This is a genomic window from Mycolicibacterium sp. 624 (assembly GCF_040548615.1).
Classification (GTDB): domain Bacteria; phylum Actinomycetota; class Actinomycetes; order Mycobacteriales; family Mycobacteriaceae; genus Mycobacterium.
The window spans coordinates 458795-476004 of the sequence record NZ_JBEPRZ010000001.1; the positions used below are offsets into that span (position 1 = coordinate 458795).

The following is a 17210-nucleotide window of genomic DNA, read 5'->3' on the forward strand; positions in this document are numbered from 1 at the left end:
ATCCCTAGTGCCGTGTCGGGTCGACGGGCCGCCCGGACCACTGCGGTGGACGACCGGCCTGGAACGCCCGCACGCCCTCGCGGGCGTCGTCATGGGCCATGAGTACGCGATGGATGGCCGTCTCCCGTTCCCCGACCGCGGCGGAGTCGAGGTCGAACGAGTCCCACAGCAGCCGCTTGCTCGCCGCCACCGACATCGGCGCGGTATTGGTGGCGATGTCGGTGGCGATCTCCAGGGCCGCGGGCAGCACCTCGTCGGCGGGCAGCACCCGGCTTCCCAGCCCCAGCGCCACGGCGCGGTGCCCGTCGAACGTCGCGCCCGTCAGCAGGATCTCCGCGGCGTTCGCGATCCCGACCAGGCGCGGCAGCACCCAGTGCGAGTACGCGTCGCCGACCACCCCGCGGCGGACCTGCACCACGCCGTACTTCGCGTCGGCGGCGAACAGTCGGATATCGCACTGCAGCGCCAGGGTGAGCCCAAGCCCGAGGGCGTGGCCGTTGACCGCGGCGATGACGGGCTTGCTCAGCGTCCAGGCGGGCACCGCGACACCCGCGGCGGTGAAGCCTGGGCCGGTGCCCGCGAAGGTGTCCTCGCCCCCGGCGAGGTCAGCGCCCGCGCAGAATGCGGGTGGGGCCCCCGTGAGGACCAGAACGCGAACGCTGTCATCGGCATCGAGCCTGGTGTACGCATCGGCCAGCTCCTGGCGCATACCGTCACCGAACGCGTTGCGCCGCGCGGGCCGATTCAGCGTGACAGTAGCCACACCGGCCTGCACGTTGGTTTGCAATGTGCGGTAAACGGGCAGTTCAGCAGGTGCGCGCAAGCGACTCCCCTCCAGTCCGAACAACTCGCCCAGCGTGCCCTCGCACCCCGGTGCGCCGTATCGTCGCCATAGTCGCATCAAGTGAAACAGCCAGAAGGGTTGCCCTTGTCCGAAGCCTCGAGTTCCAACGCCGTTCCACAGGAGATCTGGCGCGGCAAGGCCTATCCGCTGGGCGCGACGTACGACGGATCAGGCACCAACTTCGCGGTCTTCAGCGAGGTGGCCGAGCGTGTTGAGCTGTGCCTGTTCGACGCGGACGGCACCGAGAGCAGGATCGCGCTTCCCGAGGTCGACGGTTTCGTGTGGCACGGTTTCGTGCCCACCATCGAGCCGGGGCAGCGGTACGGCTACCGGGTGTACGGACCCTACGACCCCGACAACGGTCACCGCTGCAACCCGAACAAGCTGTTGCTCGACCCCTACTCCAAGGCCATCGACGGCACGTTCACCTGGAACCAGTCACTGTTCGGCTACACCTTCGGCGACGAGAACAGCCGCAACGACGACGACTCGGCCGCCGACATGCCGAAGTCGGTCGTGATCAACCCGTTCTTCGACTGGGGCACCGACCACCCGCCGCACCACGAGTACGCCGACACCGTCATCTACGAGGCCCACGTCAAGGGGCTGACTCAGACTCATCCCGACATCCCCGAGCAGATCCGCGGCACGTACGCGGCGGTGGCGCACCCCGTCATCATCGAGCACCTGAAGTCGTTGGGCGTCAACGCCATCGAGCTGATGCCGATCCATCATTTCGCCAACGACTCAACCCTGATCGAGAAGGGCCTGTCGAACTACTGGGGCTACAACACGATCGGGTTCTTCGCACCCGATCACAAGTACGGCAGCAGCGCCACCCCCGGCGGTCAGGTGCAGGAGTTCAAGGCCATGGTCCGCGCGCTGCACGAGGCCGATATCGAGGTGATCCTCGACGTGGTCTACAACCACACCGCCGAGGGCAACCACCTGGGCCCGACGCTGTCCATGCGGGGCATCGACAACGCGGCCTACTACCGACTCGTCGACGATGACAAGCGGTACTACATGGATTACACCGGCACCGGTAACAGCCTCAATGTCGGTCACCCGCACTCACTTCAGCTGATCATGGACTCGCTGCGCTACTGGGTCACCGAGATGCACGTCGACGGGTTCCGCTTCGACCTGGCGTCCACCCTCGCCCGGGAGTTCTACGACGTGGACAAGCTGTCGACGTTCTTCGAACTCGTGCAACAGGATCCGACGGTCAGCCAGGTGAAGCTCATCGCCGAACCGTGGGACGTCGGCCCCGGCGGCTACCAGGTGGGCAACTTCCCGCCGCAGTGGACCGAGTGGAACGGCAAGTACCGCGACACCGTGCGCGACTTCTGGCGTGGCGAGCCCGCCACCCTCGACGAGTTCGCCTACCGCCTCACGGGTTCGGCCGACCTGTACGAGCACACCGGCAGGCGACCGGTCGCGTCGATCAACTTCGTCATCGCACACGACGGGTTCACGCTGCGCGATCTGGTGTCCTACAACGAGAAGCACAACGAGGCCAACGGCGAGGGCAACAACGACGGGGAGAGCCACAACAGGTCGTGGAACTGCGGCGTCGAGGGCCCAACCGACGATAAGGAGATCCTCGCACTGCGGTCCCGGCAGGAACGCAACTTCCTGGCGACTCTGCTTCTGTCTCAGGGCGTTCCGATGATCTGCCACGGTGACGAACTCGGGCGCACGCAGGGCGGTAACAACAACGGCTACTGCCAGGACAACGAGATCACCTGGATCGACTGGGCCAACGCCGACGCCGAACTTCTCGACTTCGCACGGGCGGCCTCGGCACTACGCGCGGCGCACCCGGTGTTCCGTCGCCGCCGGTTCTTCAGCGGCAAGCCCGTCGGCAGGCGGGGTGAGGCCGGGCAGCCCGATATCGCGTGGTTCGCGCCCGACGGCGACGAGATGACGGGCGACGACTGGGGTTCGGGATTCGCCAAGTCGGTGGCGGTCTACCTCAACGGCCAGGGCATCCCGGACCGCGACGTGCGCGGCCAGCGGGTCATCGACGACTCGTTCCTGCTGTGCTTCAACGCCCACTACGAGGACATCGAGTTCACCCTGCCGCCGGCCGCGTTCGGCGAGGCCTGGCAGGTCGTCCTCCAGACCGGCGGCCCGGAGCCGGCACCCGATGCCACGGCCGCAGCGGGTGCGAGTCTGACGGTTGAGGCCCGCAGCACCGTCGTGTTGCAGGCCGTGGCGCCCGCGGAGTGACGTTGCGGGACCAGGAGACGACCCACCACTAGGAGACGACGTCGAAGAACGAGTCGCCGTCCTCGGGTGTGCCGTCGATCTGCCCGCGGTCACGGCCGTGCTGCTCGGGGTCGAGTCGGTCGATGTCGACGTCGCTGACCAGGTCCAGCCCACCACCCAGATCTGAGTCGTGCGCGTCGCTGGACGGCTGATCGTCGCCGTCGGGGCTGATGTCGGGCTCCTCGTCGGAGAGGCGTTCGGCCAGCGTCTCGTCGTCCTTCGGCTCGATCCAGTTCTGCGGCGCGTCCACCACCTCGTCGCCGTCGTCGTTGCGAATCTCGTCGGAGTCGAGCGACTCGGACGTCGACAGTGGGTTGTCGTCGAAGCCGTCTGTGCTCATACGCCCATGTTGCCCGACTTCTGCCAGAAAGAAACAGTCCACACTCGCAATTCGGCACCCAACAATATTTACCTCTGCAACAGAGGTATTGTTCTGGCATGGGCACCCGCGCCGATCTCGCCGCCGAACTGTTCGGCACCGTGGGCCGGTTCCGCCGTCAGGTTCGCCGCTCGGCGGGGCCGGCCATCGGCACCGGACTGCCCGAGTCCCAGGCCGAACTCCTGCGCCTGATCGGACGCCGGCCCGGCATCTCGGTGCGCGAGGCCGCGACCGAACTCGGTTTGGCCCCCAACACCGCCTCGACCCTGGTTTCGCGGCTGTGCGCCGATGGCCTCCTCGACCGCACCGTCGACCCCGACGACCGGCGCGTCGGCAGGCTGGCCCTGACCGAGTCCTCACAGCGCATCGCCGACGAGTCCCGCGCCGCACGCCGCGCCGCCCTCGCCGCCGCATTGGATCGCCTCGACGCAGACGCGATCGATCACCTGACCGAGGGCCTGGCCGTGCTGGCCACGCTCACCGAGCTACTGCGCGAGGAGGTTTCATGACACCCGCGGTACCCAATTCGCGGCCCGCCGCGGTACCCAATTCGCGGCCCGCCGCGGTCCACTGCCGGCACCTGACCCACCGCTACGGCGACTTCACCGCCGTCGACGACGTCAGCCTGCAGGTCCACATCGGGGAGACCATGGGGCTGCTCGGCCCCAACGGCGCGGGCAAGACCACCCTGGTCCGCGGGTTGACCACCCTCACCCCCGTGCAGGAGGGTGAGGTGAGCATCTTCGGGCTGGACGCGCGCCGCGACACCATGGATATCAGACACAATATCGGCTATGTGCCCCAACAGCTCTCGATCGAATCGGCACTGACCGGACGGCAGAACGTCGACCTCTTCGCGCGCCTCTACGACGTACCGCGCAAACAGCTCCGCGCCCGTGTCGACGAGGCCCTCGATGCGATGCAGCTCCTCGACGTCGCCGACAACCTCGCGGGCACCTACTCCGGCGGGATGGTCCGACGGCTGGAGTTGGCGCAGGCACTGGTGAACCGGCCCTCGCTGCTGCTGCTCGACGAACCCACCGTTGGCCTGGATCCCATTGCCCGCGACAGTGTCTGGTCGCAGGTGGCGCGGATGCAGGACGAGTTCGGCATGACGGTCCTGCTCACCACGCACTACATGGAGGAGGCCGACGCGCTGTGCGACCGGGTCGCGCTCATGCACCGCGGCGTGCTCCAGGCCGTCGGCACCCCCGCCGATCTCAAGGCCGAGCTGGTGTCGGAGGCCTCACCCACCGTGAGCCTGGAGGACGTGTTCCGGCACCACGCGGGATCGGACCTGTCCGAGGACGCCGCGCGCAAGGGACTGCGTGAGATCCGCTCCAGCAGAAGGACGGCCCGCCGTGTCAGTTGAGAGCACCACTCCCGTCGACCTGATCCGGGCACCCCGCGGAGTGCGGCGCGTCCCCGGCCTGCTGCGGCGGATGAACGCGTTCGCGCTCGTCGAACTGCAGAAGCTGCGTCACGACCGCAGCGAGCTGCTCACCCGGATGGTGCAGCCCGCGCTGTGGCTGCTGATATTCGGGCAGACGTTCTCGCGTCTCGACGTCATCGACACCGGCGGTGTGCCGTACCTGGCGTTCCTGGCGCCGGGCATCATCGCGCAGTCGGCGCTCTTCATCTCGATCTTCTACGGCATTCAGATCGTGTGGGACCGCGACGCCGGCATCCTGGCCAAGCTGATGGTGACGCCCGCGCCCGCATCCGCGCTGATCACCGGCAAGTCGTTCGCGGCGGGCGTGCGGTCGGTGGCTCAGGTGGTCGGGGTGCTGGTGATCGCCTATCTGATGGGTATTCACCTCACCGCCAACCCGCTCCGAATCCTGGCCGCGATGGGGGTCGTGGTGCTGGGGTCCGCGTTCTTCGCGTGCCTGTCCATGACGCTGGCTGGTCTGGTGCGCAACCGTGACCGGTTGATGGGCATCGGTCAGGCCATCACCATGCCGCTGTTCTTCGCCTCCAACGCGCTCTACCCCGTCGATGTGATGCCGCAGTGGTTGCGCTGGCTGTCAGCGATCAATCCCTTGAGCTACGAGGTAAACGCGCTGCGGGCGCTTCTCATCGGCACGCCGGGCAACACGCTGCTCGACGTCGCGGTGCTGATCGTCGCCGCCGGAATCGGGGTTGTCGCCGCCTCGACGCTGCTACGGCGCCTGGTGCGCTGATTCGTTCGGGTCGAGCCCTCAACTCAATGCAGTTGCCGTCGTTAGGGAGTTCGTCGGGTGCGAAGGTGCTCAACACAACCAAGGGGTGCGCAAACGGCCGATCCCGGCGCCATCGTCTGGCACGACGACGCACCTGACAATCCGACTGACCTGAACCATGAAGACAGCGGCTTGACTTCTTCATTGAGCGTCCCTTCGCCCACTCCCGACTTCCCGTGAGCCTTCCCGCCTTGTTGTGCTTGCGGTGGGCAGCTGAAGTCGTTTAAGCATCAGGGCGTTGACGGCCACGATGAGGCTGGAGCCCGACATCGACAGGGCGGCGATCTCTGGACGCAGCACCAATCCCAGCGACGGCTGAAGAGCACCGGCCGCGATCGGCAGGGCGATGACGTTGTAGCCGACCGCCCATCCGAGGTTCTGACGCATCTTGCGCAGAGTCCCCCGGCCGATGCGGAGTGCGGCTGCCACGTCGAGAGGATCCGAGCGCATTAGCACTAGCTCCGCGGTTTCAATCGCCACGTCGGTGCCCGCGCCTATCGCAATTCCCAGGTCTGCTTGCGCCAGCGCTGGGGCGTCGTTGACGCCGTCACCGACCATCGCGACCTTCTTGCCCGACCGCTGTAGCCCGGCGATCTTGCTCGCCTTGTCGCCGGGCAGTACCTCGGCGATGACGATGTCAATACCGAGCTGTTGCGCAATGCGGTGGGCGGTTGCCTCGTTGTCGCCACTGAGCATGACCACCTCGACGTCGAGGTCCTGCAGTGCCGATACCGCTTCTGCCGAGGTATCCCTGACGGCATCGGCGAGAGCGATGACCCCCACGCCTTGGCCGTCGACGGCCACCAGCACCGCGGTCCGGCCACTCGAGGCCAGCTCGTCACGCCGCTCCATCAGAGGTCCGAAGTCCACGTTCTCGGCGATCATTAGTTTGCGGTTGCCGACCGCGACGTGGCGGCCCTGCACGTCGGCGGTAGCACCATGCCCGGGCACATTGCGGAACCCGACCAGCGGCAGCTTCGGAACCGCGCGGGCAGCTGCGTAGCGCACGATCGCACCGGCCAGCGGGTGCTCGGATTCGCGTTCGACCGACGCGACAAGCGCGAGCATCTCGTCCTCGCCGATCGATGCGACGACAACATCGGTGACCTCGGGCTGCCCCTTGGTCAAGGTGCCGGTCTTGTCCATCACCACGGTGTCGATGCGAGCCGAGGTTTCGAGTGCGGTGGCGTTCTTGAACAGAACCCCACGCTTTGCGCCCAGCCCGGTGCCGACCATGATCGCGGTCGGAGTAGCCAGGCCCAGCGCGTCAGGACAGGTGATGACCACGACCGTGATCGAGAACAGCAGCGCAGACTGCACACCCGCACCAACAAGCCACCAGACCAGGAACGTGGCCGTGCCGCCGATTAGTGCGACCAGGACCAGCCAGAATGCGGCCCGGTCAGCGAATCTCTGCCCTGGGGCCTTCGAATTCTGAGCTTCCTGCACAAGGGACACGATCTGGGCCAGCACGGTGTCGGAACCGACCTTGGTCACGCGAACGCGAAGCGTTCCGGTGGTGTTGATTGACGCACCGATAACTGTCGAACCGGCAGCCTTCGTCACCGGCAAGCTCTCACCGGTGACCATCGATTCGTCTACCTCGGAGTCGCCGTCCGCGACGATGCCGTCGACCGGGATCTTTGCGCCTGGGCGGATCAGCAGCAGATCCCCTGCCACGACCTGCGCAGTCGGAATCTCGACCGGCTCGCCGTCGCGCAGCACCTCCGCCATTGGAGGTGCCAGTTCCAGCAGGGTACGGATGGCATCGTTGGCGCCGCCGCGGGCGCGCATCTCGAACCAGTGACCCAGCAGCACGAACGTGGTCAACACGGTGGCGGCCTCATAGAAGACCTCGCCACCGCCGGTCAGTGTCACACCAACGCTATAGACCCAGCCAGCGCCCACCGCGACGGCGACGAGCACCATCATGTCCAGCGTCCGCGCCTTCAGTGCCCGGTAGGCGCCGTCGAAGAATATCCACGCCGAATAGAAGATCACCGGCAGGCTCAGCAGCAGGGTGAACACATCATCGCGCAGCCCGAATGGCGCCGGCACCGTGAACCCGAACATGTCGCGCCCCATCGGAGACCACAGCATGATCGGGATCGACAACACCAGCGCGACCAAGAACCGGTTGCGCATGTCGCGGACCATCGCGTCCATCGACATTCCTGCATGCCCGCCGCCATGGCCCATTGTTTCCTGCGGGGATCGTCCAGTTGAGGTCTCATGCGCAATGGATGGCTCAGACATCGGGTCACACACGTGGGCGGGCACCGACCGGCCAGCGCAGTGAAAGCCGCAGTCCCGTAACCATTTCGACAGTTCCACCACCGATGTGCGGCCGGGATCGTAAGTGACGGTGGCGGTCTGATTGACGGCGTTGGCCTCAACGGCAATGACACCCGGTCGACGGAGAAGTGTGGCCTCGATGGCCGCCGTCGAACTCGTCCAACTGAGGCCACCCACCTCGAGAACGGTGGTTTGGTTCATTTGACACGGCACCCCCAATGACCACGGTGCCGACGATTCCTATGCTTCCCGCGGACGGCACACGATCAGCAAGGGCGGAACAGCACTGGCCTCTCCAGTGCTCCAACAGCGGCTGTTATCCCGGGTTTGGCACCTCAACTCTGAGCATGCCCCGGCCTAGTGCGGCTCGGGTAGTGATTCTGCGAAGGTTCGATGAAGAAATCACCGCTTCGTGTGCAACAACCATCGGCCCGCAGCATCGGCATGTTCGGAGGCCAAGCGTGCGAAGTCGACCTCGCCGCAGGCACTCCGGCCCAACCTCTGTTGCCTGGTCAAGCTGTTGATCACCCGCAACACCGTGTTCAGCTCACAATCTCCTCCGACGACGGCATGGCGTGGATCCCGGCGCAGTCCGCGATCCTGGTACCCGGAACCCACACAGAATCAGTCGGTCCATGGACCGACACCTAGCTCATCCCGGACAGGGCCCGTTGCGGGTTGGTGGTCAGCATCGCCGACACGATGTCATCCGCCACGCCGTGCGCACGCAACACCTGCGGCACCTCGTCGAGAAGATGGGTGAGACCGACCCCGCCGTAGGAGTGGAAGTGGCTGAGCCGGAACAGGTCATGCGAGAGCAACACGCGGGCGTGATGTCCGGCCTCCACCAGACGGGCGACGTAGCCGGCGATCCGCTCGGTGTCGTAGGGAACGTCGGTGGTGAATCCGTCGAACTCGGCCCAGCAGCCCCGCCGGACGACCTCGAGGTGGAATTGCGGGTCGTTGACGGTGTCGAGGTGACCGACCACCACCCGCTCCATCGGCACACCGCATTCGGCCAGGATGTTCAGAATGTCGCGGCCGACGGGCCAGCGCGCGGCGTGCAGGCTGATGGTCGCGCCGGTGCGGGCCTGCGCCCACGCCGCGGCGCGCAGGGCACGCTCCTCGAGTGCGGAGACCCAGCCCGCGTCGGCGCCAACCTCGCCGATGATGCCCGGCCGAACCCCGTCGACGCCTTCGGTGAACTCCGCAACGAGGTCCGCGCCGATCTGCGCGACGGTGCGCCGGTCCAGGTCGGCGTCGGCAAGGTAGGGGTCGCGGTAGTGCCCGCACCCCATCACGATGTGCACACCGGTGGCGTCCGAGGCCTCGCGGAGCAGATCGGGACGTCGGCCGAAGGTCGGGCAGGTCAGCTCGACCACGGTGCCGCCGCCCGCCGCCTTGAACCGCCGCAACTCCCGCACGGCGAGTTCGAGGTCGTCGAGCAGTCCGTCGGAACGGTACTCCCGCAGCGTGTTACAGAACAGGTGCTCATGCGGCAGCACCACTCCGAGCCGGTCCGCGCGGACCGGTCCGAGTACCGTCATCACCTCTGCGGCCGGGGATTCCGGCGGGTTGGCCATCACCTCACCCTGGCGAGAAACGCCCTGGTGCGCTCCGAGGACGGCTGGGCGAAGAACTGTGCCGGTGGTCCCGACTCGACGATGCGGCCGGCGTCCATCATCACCACTCGGTCCGCCACGTCGCGAGCGAACCCCATTTCGTGAGTCGCGATCACCATGGTCATACCGGCCAGTGCCAACTGTTTCATCACGTCGAGCACATCGCCAACGGTCTCGGGGTCGAGCGCGCTCGTCGGTTCGTCGAACAGAATCGCCCGGGGTTTCATACCGAGTGCGCGGGCGATCGCAATGCGTTGCTGCTGGCCGCCGGAGAGCTGGCGCGGGTAGGAGTCCGCCTTGTCCGGCAGACCGACCTGGGCCAGCAGCTCCCGGGCGGTCACCTCGGCGTCGGCCTTGGGTACCCGCGCGACATGGACCATGCCGTCGGTGATGTTCTGCATCGCGGTGCGATGACTGAACAGGTTGAAGCGCTGGAACACCATGCCGACGTGCGCGCGTTGGCGGGCGAGCTCGGCGTTGCGCAGCGGTTTGACGGTGCCGTTGACCTGCCGGGTCCCGATCGGCGTCCCATCGAGCCGCACCTCACCGCGCTCGGGCGCCTCGAGATGGTTGATGCACCGCAGCAGCGTGGTCTTGCCCGACCCGGAGGGGCCGATCAGCACGACGACCTCGCCGCGTGCGACGGACAGGTCGACGTCATGCAGGATCTGCTTGTCGCCGAACCACTTAGAGACCCCGGTTACCTCGATCAGGCTGATCGCTTGCTCGCTGGTCATGCCGCCTCACTTCCGACTGACGCAGGGATAGCCGAGCGGCGCTTCACCTTGCGCCGCTGCTTGTCGGGACTGATCCGACGTTCGATCCGGCCCTGGATGACCGTCCACACCACAGTCAGCCCCAGGTAGTAGATGGCCACCGCTCCGAAGACCTCGAACGGCTGGAAGGTCTGGCCCTGGATGATGGCCGCTGCGGTGTAGAGCTCGATGACGCTGATGACCGACAGCAGCGAGGTGTTCTTGAGCATCAGGTTGAACTGGTTGCCCAGTGGCGGCACGATGGTGCGCGCCGCCTGCGGCAGCACGATGCGACGCATGGTCTGCCGGTGGGTCATACCGATAGCGTGCGCGGCTTCAACCTGACCGACATCGACGGAACCGATGCCGGAGCGGATGATCTCGGCCATGTAGGCGCCCTCGTTGAGCGAAAGGGCGAAGATGCCGGCCAGGATGCGACCCAGAATGACGAAGCCGAGAAGCCGCACGTCATCCCAGCGGTATCCACCGAAGATGGACAGCCCGAAGAACGGAAAGCCGGCGAAGAAGATGATGGATACCTGCACCAGGAACGGTGTTCCGCGGAACAGGCCGATGTAGCCGGCCGAGAGCCAGCGGACCGCGCCGAACCGGCTTTCCCGACCGAGGGCGGCAACCAGCCCGATCAGCACGCCCAGAATCTGGGAGACGATGGCGATAACCACCGTGAGCACAAGGCCTTTGACGACGAGACTGCTGGGATGAATGAGGTAGTCCCAGAACGCAGGCCAGTCGAACGGGTATGTGTTGGCGGCAGCCGCCATCAGCTGGGTCTCCATGAAAGCCTTTCCATGGCGGGGCGGTTCGCGGCCGCCCCGCCGTCACCGGGATACGTCAGACGAGCTTGGGGTCGATGCTGATGTCGGACAGACCCCACTTCTCCCAGATCTTCTTCCACGTGCCGTCCTCGACCATTGACTGCACTGCCTTCATCACCGGGTCCTGCATGGCCGGGTCGTCGGGCCGGAACGAGAAGCCGGTGAGGCCGGCAAGATCGCCGTCGCCGAGCGGGAAGGTGTCGGTGAACTCGACCTTGGCGTTGCGCTCCTGCTTGAGCAGAAGGGCAGCAACCTCCTCGGTCATCCAGGCGTCAACTTGACCAGAGGCCAACGCCTGGTATGCATCTGGGCTGCGCGGGAACTGGAGGATGTTGACCGGAGGCTCACCCTTGGCGATGCAGGCGGCGCTGAGCTTCTCGAGCGCGTCGACATCCGCGCCGCCCTTCTGCCCGGCCACCTTGACTCCGCACAGCTGATCCTTGGTGCCGACTCCCTTGGGGTTGCCCTCAGGCACCACGACCACCTCGGCCGCCTTCCAGTAGGCGACCATGTCGAGCTGGTTGACGCGCTCGGGGGTCACGTACTGGTCGGCCCAGATGACGTCGCACTTGCCGCCCTTGAGCGCGGCGATGACAGTGTCGAAGACCGAGTTCTGAAAGTTCGGCTTGAGGCCCAGCCGGGCAGCCACCTCGGTCACCAGGTCGATATCGACGCCCTCGGGCTCGCCGGCCTCGTCGAAGTACTGAAACGGCTGATACGGCATGTCCATGCAGGTGGTGAGGTAGCCGTTGCGCACCAGACTGTCGGGGGCGATCTCGGCCACCTTCTGCACCGGGGCGCCCGGGGACTCCCCTTCCGCCTCCTCGACAGTGCTACACGCCGAGGTCAGGGAAAGTGCGCCGACCGCAAGCGCGGCGGCCGCCATCTTGATCTTCACGAGCTCTCCTGTGGTTTCGCGGACGGCGGGACGCCACCGACTGGATCCGGTTTGCCTAGCGGACGGTAATCGATCGATCGAACGAGCGCAACGCTTAGTTGTTACGTGGGTCACCCCGAGCGTCAGAAGGGACCTAGGCAAACACACCTTCTATGTGGCAGAACGGCTCCCGTACTGCAGTTGGTCGACAACGTTGACGTTCCACGGTGCGCTAGTTGTATGCTTCAAACCCAGATCGATCGATCGGCTCAACTTTGCGAAGGAGGCTGAGATGTCCGGGACCGGCTCAGAATCGGCTCGCCAGGAGATCCGCGGGGCGGCACTCGAACTCTTCAGCACCGTCGGGTTCAACGGCACGGGGATCCGCCGGATCGCCGAGGAGGCCGGAGTTTCGCTGGCCACGCTCTACCACTACATGAAGACCAAGGACGACCTGCTCGTCGAGATCCTGACGGAGAACATCCTCACGCTGCTCCGCGATGCCGAGATCGCGTTGCAGGGCAAGGTCAGTGCGGTCGACCGCGTGGCCGCGCTGGTCGAAGTCCATGTCCGGATCCACACCAGTCAACGCCTGCAGTGCATCGTCAGCGACATCGAACTACGCGCCCTGACCGACGAGAGTCGCGAGTCGATTGTGACGTTCCGCGATGACTACGAAGCGCTGTGGGCCAAGACCATTGCCGCCGGCCGCAAGGCCGGACAGTTCACGGTTGTCGACGTCGCGGTCGCGACGAAGGCGCTGCTCGAGATGTGCACCGGTGTCGCGCATTGGTATCGCCCAGACGGCAGGCTCGAACTGGCCGACCTCACCGCCATCTACACCGAGTTGTGCCTCAACGCGCTCGGTGCGGCCAAGCCGCGGAAGAGGTCTCAGTGAAGCACTCCTCCGATATGTCGATCGGGACGGCGCGGGTGCTGGCTCCCTCCGGCGTCCTGCCGCAGGCCGCCGAGAAGTTGTCCACTGCAGGCCCTTTGGCGGCCAGTGAGATCGAGATCGACGTCTCCTATCTGAACCTCGACTCGGCCAGCTACCGGGACCTCACCGAAGTGCACGGGCACGACGCCCAACGGATACGGGCCGAGGTTCTCGCCATCGTCGCCACAACCGGCAAGATGGCCAACCCGCGTACCGGCTCGGGCGGCATGCTGGTCGGCCGGGTGAGCGCGGTCGCCGACGCAGCGACATGCGCGCCCTATCGCGTCGGCGATCGGGTCGCCACGCTGATCTCGCTGACCGCAACGCCTCTCGAGATCCGCGACACACTCGAGCGGTGGGACACCAAATCAGAGGTGGTCCCGCTGTCAGCGCGGGCGATCGTCGCCGCACCTCGGATGATCAGCGCACTGCCCGATGACCTGCCGCAGGAACTGGCGCTGGCGGTCCTCGATGTCTGCGGCGCCCCGGCGCAGGCCGAGCGCATCCTGTCGCGGCCGCTCGACTCCGGTCCGGTCCGACAACTGCTCCTGCTCGGCGGCGGCAAGAGCGCGGTGCTCTCGGCGGCGGTCGCACGTCGGCGCGGAGTGCAGGCGGTGTGCGTGGTGCCCTCGGTGGGCGAGGCCGAGCGGCTCCGCGAGTTGGCGTTGTTCGACACCGTCCTGGTGGCCGATGCCACCGATCCGGTCGGCGTACGCAGGGCACTCGACGAGCATTCGGGGCCGGCCGATGTGACATTCGTGTGCGTCAACGCCCCGGGGTGTGAGCACGCTGCCCTACTGGCGACCCGCGAGGGCGGCGCCGTCCTCTACTTCTCGATGGCAACCAGTTTCCCGGCCGTGGCACTGGGCGCCGAGGCGCTGTGCCGGGATCTCGACCTGTTCATCGGGTCCGGTTACGTGCCCGGTCACGCGGAGTTGGCGCTGCAGATCGTGCGCACCGATCCGGCCGTTCGCAGCTTCTTCGACCTTCACCTGCCCGCCCGAACGATCAGCAAGGGAATGAGATGACCCAGATAGTCCACCGCAGGTATGTCTCGCACGGCGACGCGCACTACGCAGGCGGCCTCGTCGACGGCGCCTTCGTGATGCGAATCTTCGGTGAGGTGGCCACCGAGCTCAGCATTCTCACCGAGGGCGACGAGGGCCTGCTGGCCGGTTACGAGGTCGTCGACTTCCACGCACCGGTGCTGGCCGGCGATCTACTGGAGGTCACCGGGCGAATTGCCTCAGTGGGCAGGCGCAGCCGACGCCTTGAACTCGAGGCACATGTGACCTCACGCGCGGACCCGACACACCGCGAGTCCGGCGCGATCTGCCTGGCCGAGAAGAAGCTGGTGACCAGTGCGGTCGCGGTGCTCGTCGTACCGGGATCCGACAGGTGAGCGCTCTGTTCATCACCGTGGCGCCAACCGGCGCCGAATCCGGCCCACAGGACAATCCACACATACCGCTACAGCCCGAACAGATCGTGGCAGAGGCGGTCGCCTGCGAGCAGGCCGGCGCTGCGCTGATCCACATCCACGGCCGTGATCGCGACGGGCAGTCGACACTGGACCACGCCGTGTTGGCGGAGATCGTGGCCGGGGTACGGGAAAAGACAGGCCTGATCGTGCAGCTGTCGACCGGCGGCAGTGTGCGCGACCCGTTCGAATCGCGGCTGCGGGTACTCGAGTTGGAGCCTGAGTCGTGTTCGCTGACCTGCGGCACGGTGAACTTCGGGACAGAGGTGTTCGCCAACCCGCTGACGTTCATCGAGGAGCTGTACCAGGGTGCGCTCGAGCGTGGCATCCTGCCGGAGTTCGAGTGTTTCGACTTCGGCCACATCGCCACCCTGCATCGGCTGCTGGATCGCTTCGGCGCGCCGAAACAGGGTGTGGTGCACTGCAATCTGGTGATGGGGGTACCCGGTGGCATGCCGGGCGATTCGCGCACGCTGGTGGCGGCCCAGGCCGCCCTGCCGCAGGGCTGCTCGTGGTCGGCCACCGGCATCGGCCGCTCGACCCTGCCGGTGCTGATGACCACGATGGCGATGGGCGGCAACGTGCGAGTCGGTATGGAGGACGTGCTGCGGTACTCCGCGCATGAACTGGTATCGGGCAACGTTCAATTGGTGACTCGCGCAGCGGAACTGGCGGCCCTTGCCCAACACGATCTGATGGATGCGGAGCAGGCCCGAGCCGCGCTGGGCCTGACGTGACGCCGCTACGGCTGCTGTTGCGCTGACCGGCTCGGCTTCGACAGGTCCCACACGAGCGTCTTCCCGACCTGCATGGCGGGAAAGTTCGCCGCCACCCAGCGTGCGATATCGGCGTGGCTGCGCGGTGTCCGCCCCGGGCCTCGGCCAATCGTGTTCGCCGAGACGTAGTACGACACCCGGTGCGCGGCAACGTCGTCCTGGAACTGCGCCAGGGTTGGCACCGGATCGGTCCCGGAGAACCCACCGATCGCCATGACCGCGGTATCCGATGACAGTTCCAGTGCCGCAGCGTTTGATGATCGATCGACTGCGGCCGACCACGGGGTGTGGGTGGCCCTCAGCATCGACTCCAACGGCGCGCTGTTGACACCGCGGGCGAATGTTGTGACATGACCGGGGCGCGGCGGGCCCACCGAAGGTCCCCCACCCTGGTGCGCCGCACCGACAGTCGCCATGGTGTAGGCCCCCGAACCGGCCATGGCGCCCATCACCGCTATCACCGCGAGCGCCGCCGCGAACCCCCGCCGCCGCGCAGCCAACGTGCCGATCAGCGCCAGTGACGCCGCGGCGGTCAACCCCAGCACCGCCCACCGCAGGCCGGGCAACCACCCCACGTTGCGGCCAAGGACCCACCAGCTCCACACCGCCGTGCCGAGCACTAGCACCACGAATCCGGCTCGATACCACCAATTCTCGCGTCGCACCCAGCATTGCTGCACTCCGATCGCGAACATGGCGGCGACCGCCGGGGCGATCGACAGGCTGTAGTACGGGTGGATCATTCCGTGCATATAGCTCAGCACCAGCCCATCGACCAGCAGCCAGCCGCCGAATATCACCGTCACTGCGCGGATTCGGTCGGTGCGGGGCGCGCGTCCCCGGGCGATGATCACCAGCACGGCCGCCAGCAGCGCAGCGGGGACCAGCCAGCCGATCTCATAGCCGAACTCGCCGCTCAACAACCGGGACCAGCCCTGGGACTGGGCACCGAAGACACTCATCGCGGCGGGCTTGCTGAGACCAGCGGTGGGCACATCGTGATTGCGGCCCAGGATTCGGGCGACACCGTTGTAGCCAAACACCAGGTTCATGAAGCTGTTGTCGGTCGACCCGGCGAGGTACGGCCGCGACGACGCCGGCCACCACATCGTCAGCAACACGAACCACCCCGCCGCGGCGGCGAACGAAGCCGCACCGCCCAGCAGGTGCACCAGCCGGGTCCGCAGTGGCACCGGTGCCGCGAGCAGATACGCGGCAGCCAGCGCGGGCACGACCATGACGCCCTCGAGCATCTTGGCCAGGAACGCGCAACCCAGCGCCAGGCCCGCCAACGCCAGCCACCGCGCGCCGTGCCGGTCGATAGCGCGCACCGTGCAGTACGCGGCCGCGGTCATCGCCAGCACCATCACCGCATCGGGGTTGTTGAACCGGAACATCAACGCAGCCACCGGGGTCAGCGCCAGCGCCGCACCCGCGAGCAACCCGGCCCAGGGCACGCTGACCCGGGCGACGGCCGCGTAGAGAAGCCCGACGGCGCCGACGGCCATCAGGGCCTCGGGAATCAGCATGCTCGCGCTACTGAACCCGAACAGCTGACCAGACAGTCCCATCACCCACTGCGACAGCGGCGGCTTGTCGACGGTGATGAAGTTCTGCGGGTCCAGGGAGCCGAACAGCAGTGCCTCCCAGTTTGTGGCGCCAGCCGAGGCGGCGGCCGCGTAGAACTGATTTGCCATGCCATTGACCGTGATTCGCCACATATAGAGCACGGCGGTCCCGACCAGCAGCGCCACCACACCCACCCGATGCCACGACGAGGGAGCGGATCGGGTGGGCACGACTGGTTCGGCGGGCGGCTCGGTGCCGAGGGTGAGCAGCGCTGTCGTCACATGCCCAGTCACGCATCACTACCCTGCGTCGACCTGTGAATGACCCGCCAGGCTGCTGCGAGT

16 protein-coding genes are annotated in these 17210 nt (G+C 66.6%); 8 read left to right on the forward strand and 8 right to left on the reverse strand.

Annotation, left to right across the window (positions count from 1 at the left end; genetic code table 11):
• Positions 1 to 4 precede the first annotated feature (4 nt).
• Positions 5 to 763: an enoyl-CoA hydratase/isomerase family protein gene (locus ABIA65_RS02040; RefSeq protein ID WP_502919505.1), complete on the reverse strand. Its 759-nt coding sequence runs from the start codon at positions 761 to 763 to the stop codon at positions 5 to 7.
• Between the two features lie 165 nt (positions 764 to 928).
• Here ABIA65_RS02040 and glgX point away from each other — a divergent pair, with 165 nt between their 5' ends.
• Positions 929 to 3079 (forward strand): glycogen debranching protein GlgX, encoded by a 2151-nt coding sequence (gene glgX / locus ABIA65_RS02045; protein WP_241401825.1) that lies wholly within the window; start codon positions 929 to 931, stop codon positions 3077 to 3079.
• 28 nt (positions 3080 to 3107) lie between these two features.
• Here glgX and ABIA65_RS02050 read toward each other — a convergent pair whose 3' ends face one another.
• Entirely contained in the window at positions 3108 to 3458 is a 351-nt protein-coding gene (locus tag ABIA65_RS02050; RefSeq protein WP_241401826.1) for a hypothetical protein, read from the reverse strand.
• A gap of 98 nt (positions 3459 to 3556) precedes the next feature.
• Here ABIA65_RS02050 and ABIA65_RS02055 point away from each other — a divergent pair, with 98 nt between their 5' ends.
• From ABIA65_RS02055 to ABIA65_RS02065, 3 genes are all read left to right on the forward strand, one after another.
• A complete protein-coding gene (locus tag ABIA65_RS02055) occupies positions 3557 to 4006 on the forward strand; it encodes a MarR family winged helix-turn-helix transcriptional regulator (protein WP_354522449.1) in 450 nt (149 codons plus the stop codon).
• Entirely contained in the window at positions 4003 to 4869 is an 867-nt protein-coding gene (locus tag ABIA65_RS02060; RefSeq protein ID WP_354522450.1) for an ATP-binding cassette domain-containing protein, read from the forward strand. The genes ABIA65_RS02055 and ABIA65_RS02060 overlap by 4 nt, the downstream gene beginning before the upstream one ends.
• Positions 4870 to 4939: 70 nt before the next feature.
• A complete protein-coding gene (locus tag ABIA65_RS02065; protein ID WP_371747152.1) occupies positions 4940 to 5680 on the forward strand; it encodes an ABC transporter permease in 741 nt (246 codons plus the stop codon).
• Positions 5681 to 5860: 180 nt separating this feature from the next.
• On the opposite strand, the gene ABIA65_RS02070 is transcribed toward ABIA65_RS02065, so the two are convergent.
• The 5 genes from ABIA65_RS02070 to ABIA65_RS02090 form a co-directional block, all read right to left on the reverse strand.
• Positions 5861 to 8215, reverse strand: coding sequence for a heavy metal translocating P-type ATPase (locus ABIA65_RS02070; RefSeq protein WP_354522451.1), 2355 nt, complete (start codon positions 8213 to 8215; stop codon positions 5861 to 5863).
• Between the two features lie 446 nt (positions 8216 to 8661).
• Positions 8662 to 9597, reverse strand: coding sequence for a phosphotriesterase family protein (locus ABIA65_RS02075; protein WP_241401831.1), 936 nt, complete (start codon positions 9595 to 9597; stop codon positions 8662 to 8664).
• Positions 9597 to 10373 (reverse strand): amino acid ABC transporter ATP-binding protein, encoded by a 777-nt coding sequence (locus ABIA65_RS02080; protein WP_305853317.1) that lies wholly within the window; start codon positions 10371 to 10373, stop codon positions 9597 to 9599. The genes ABIA65_RS02075 and ABIA65_RS02080 overlap by 1 nt, the downstream gene beginning before the upstream one ends.
• Positions 10370 to 11188: an amino acid ABC transporter permease gene (locus ABIA65_RS02085; protein WP_354522453.1), complete on the reverse strand. Its 819-nt coding sequence runs from the start codon at positions 11186 to 11188 to the stop codon at positions 10370 to 10372. Before ABIA65_RS02085 ends, ABIA65_RS02080 begins: the two co-directional genes overlap by 4 nt.
• Before the next feature lie 55 nt (positions 11189 to 11243).
• On the reverse strand, positions 11244 to 12125 hold the full coding sequence (locus ABIA65_RS02090) for an ABC transporter substrate-binding protein (protein ID WP_354522454.1): 882 nt from the start codon (positions 12123 to 12125) through the stop codon (positions 11244 to 11246).
• Positions 12126 to 12396: 271 nt separating this feature from the next.
• On the opposite strand from ABIA65_RS02090, the gene ABIA65_RS02095 reads away from it, so the two are divergent.
• The 4 genes from ABIA65_RS02095 to ABIA65_RS02110 are packed head-to-tail and all read left to right on the forward strand — an operon-like array spanning position 12397 to position 15258.
• Entirely contained in the window at positions 12397 to 13002 is a 606-nt protein-coding gene (locus ABIA65_RS02095) for a TetR/AcrR family transcriptional regulator (RefSeq protein ID WP_241401834.1), read from the forward strand.
• On the forward strand, positions 12999 to 14069 hold the full coding sequence (kdd, locus tag ABIA65_RS02100; protein WP_354522455.1) for an L-erythro-3,5-diaminohexanoate dehydrogenase: 1071 nt from the start codon (positions 12999 to 13001) through the stop codon (positions 14067 to 14069). Before ABIA65_RS02095 ends, kdd begins: the two co-directional genes overlap by 4 nt.
• Entirely contained in the window at positions 14066 to 14443 is a 378-nt protein-coding gene (locus ABIA65_RS02105) for a hotdog domain-containing protein (protein ID WP_241401836.1), read from the forward strand. Before kdd ends, ABIA65_RS02105 begins: the two co-directional genes overlap by 4 nt.
• Entirely contained in the window at positions 14440 to 15258 is an 819-nt protein-coding gene (locus ABIA65_RS02110; RefSeq protein ID WP_241401837.1) for a beta-keto acid cleavage family enzyme, read from the forward strand. Before ABIA65_RS02105 ends, ABIA65_RS02110 begins: the two co-directional genes overlap by 4 nt.
• 5 nt (positions 15259 to 15263) lie before the next feature.
• Here the strand turns inward: ABIA65_RS02110 and ABIA65_RS02115 are convergent, their stop codons facing one another.
• The gene (locus tag ABIA65_RS02115; RefSeq protein ID WP_354522457.1) at positions 15264 to 17159 is read right to left on the reverse strand and encodes a glycosyltransferase family 39 protein; all 1896 of its coding nucleotides are present in this window, start codon (positions 17157 to 17159) and stop codon (positions 15264 to 15266) included.
• Positions 17160 to 17210 lie beyond the last annotated feature (51 nt).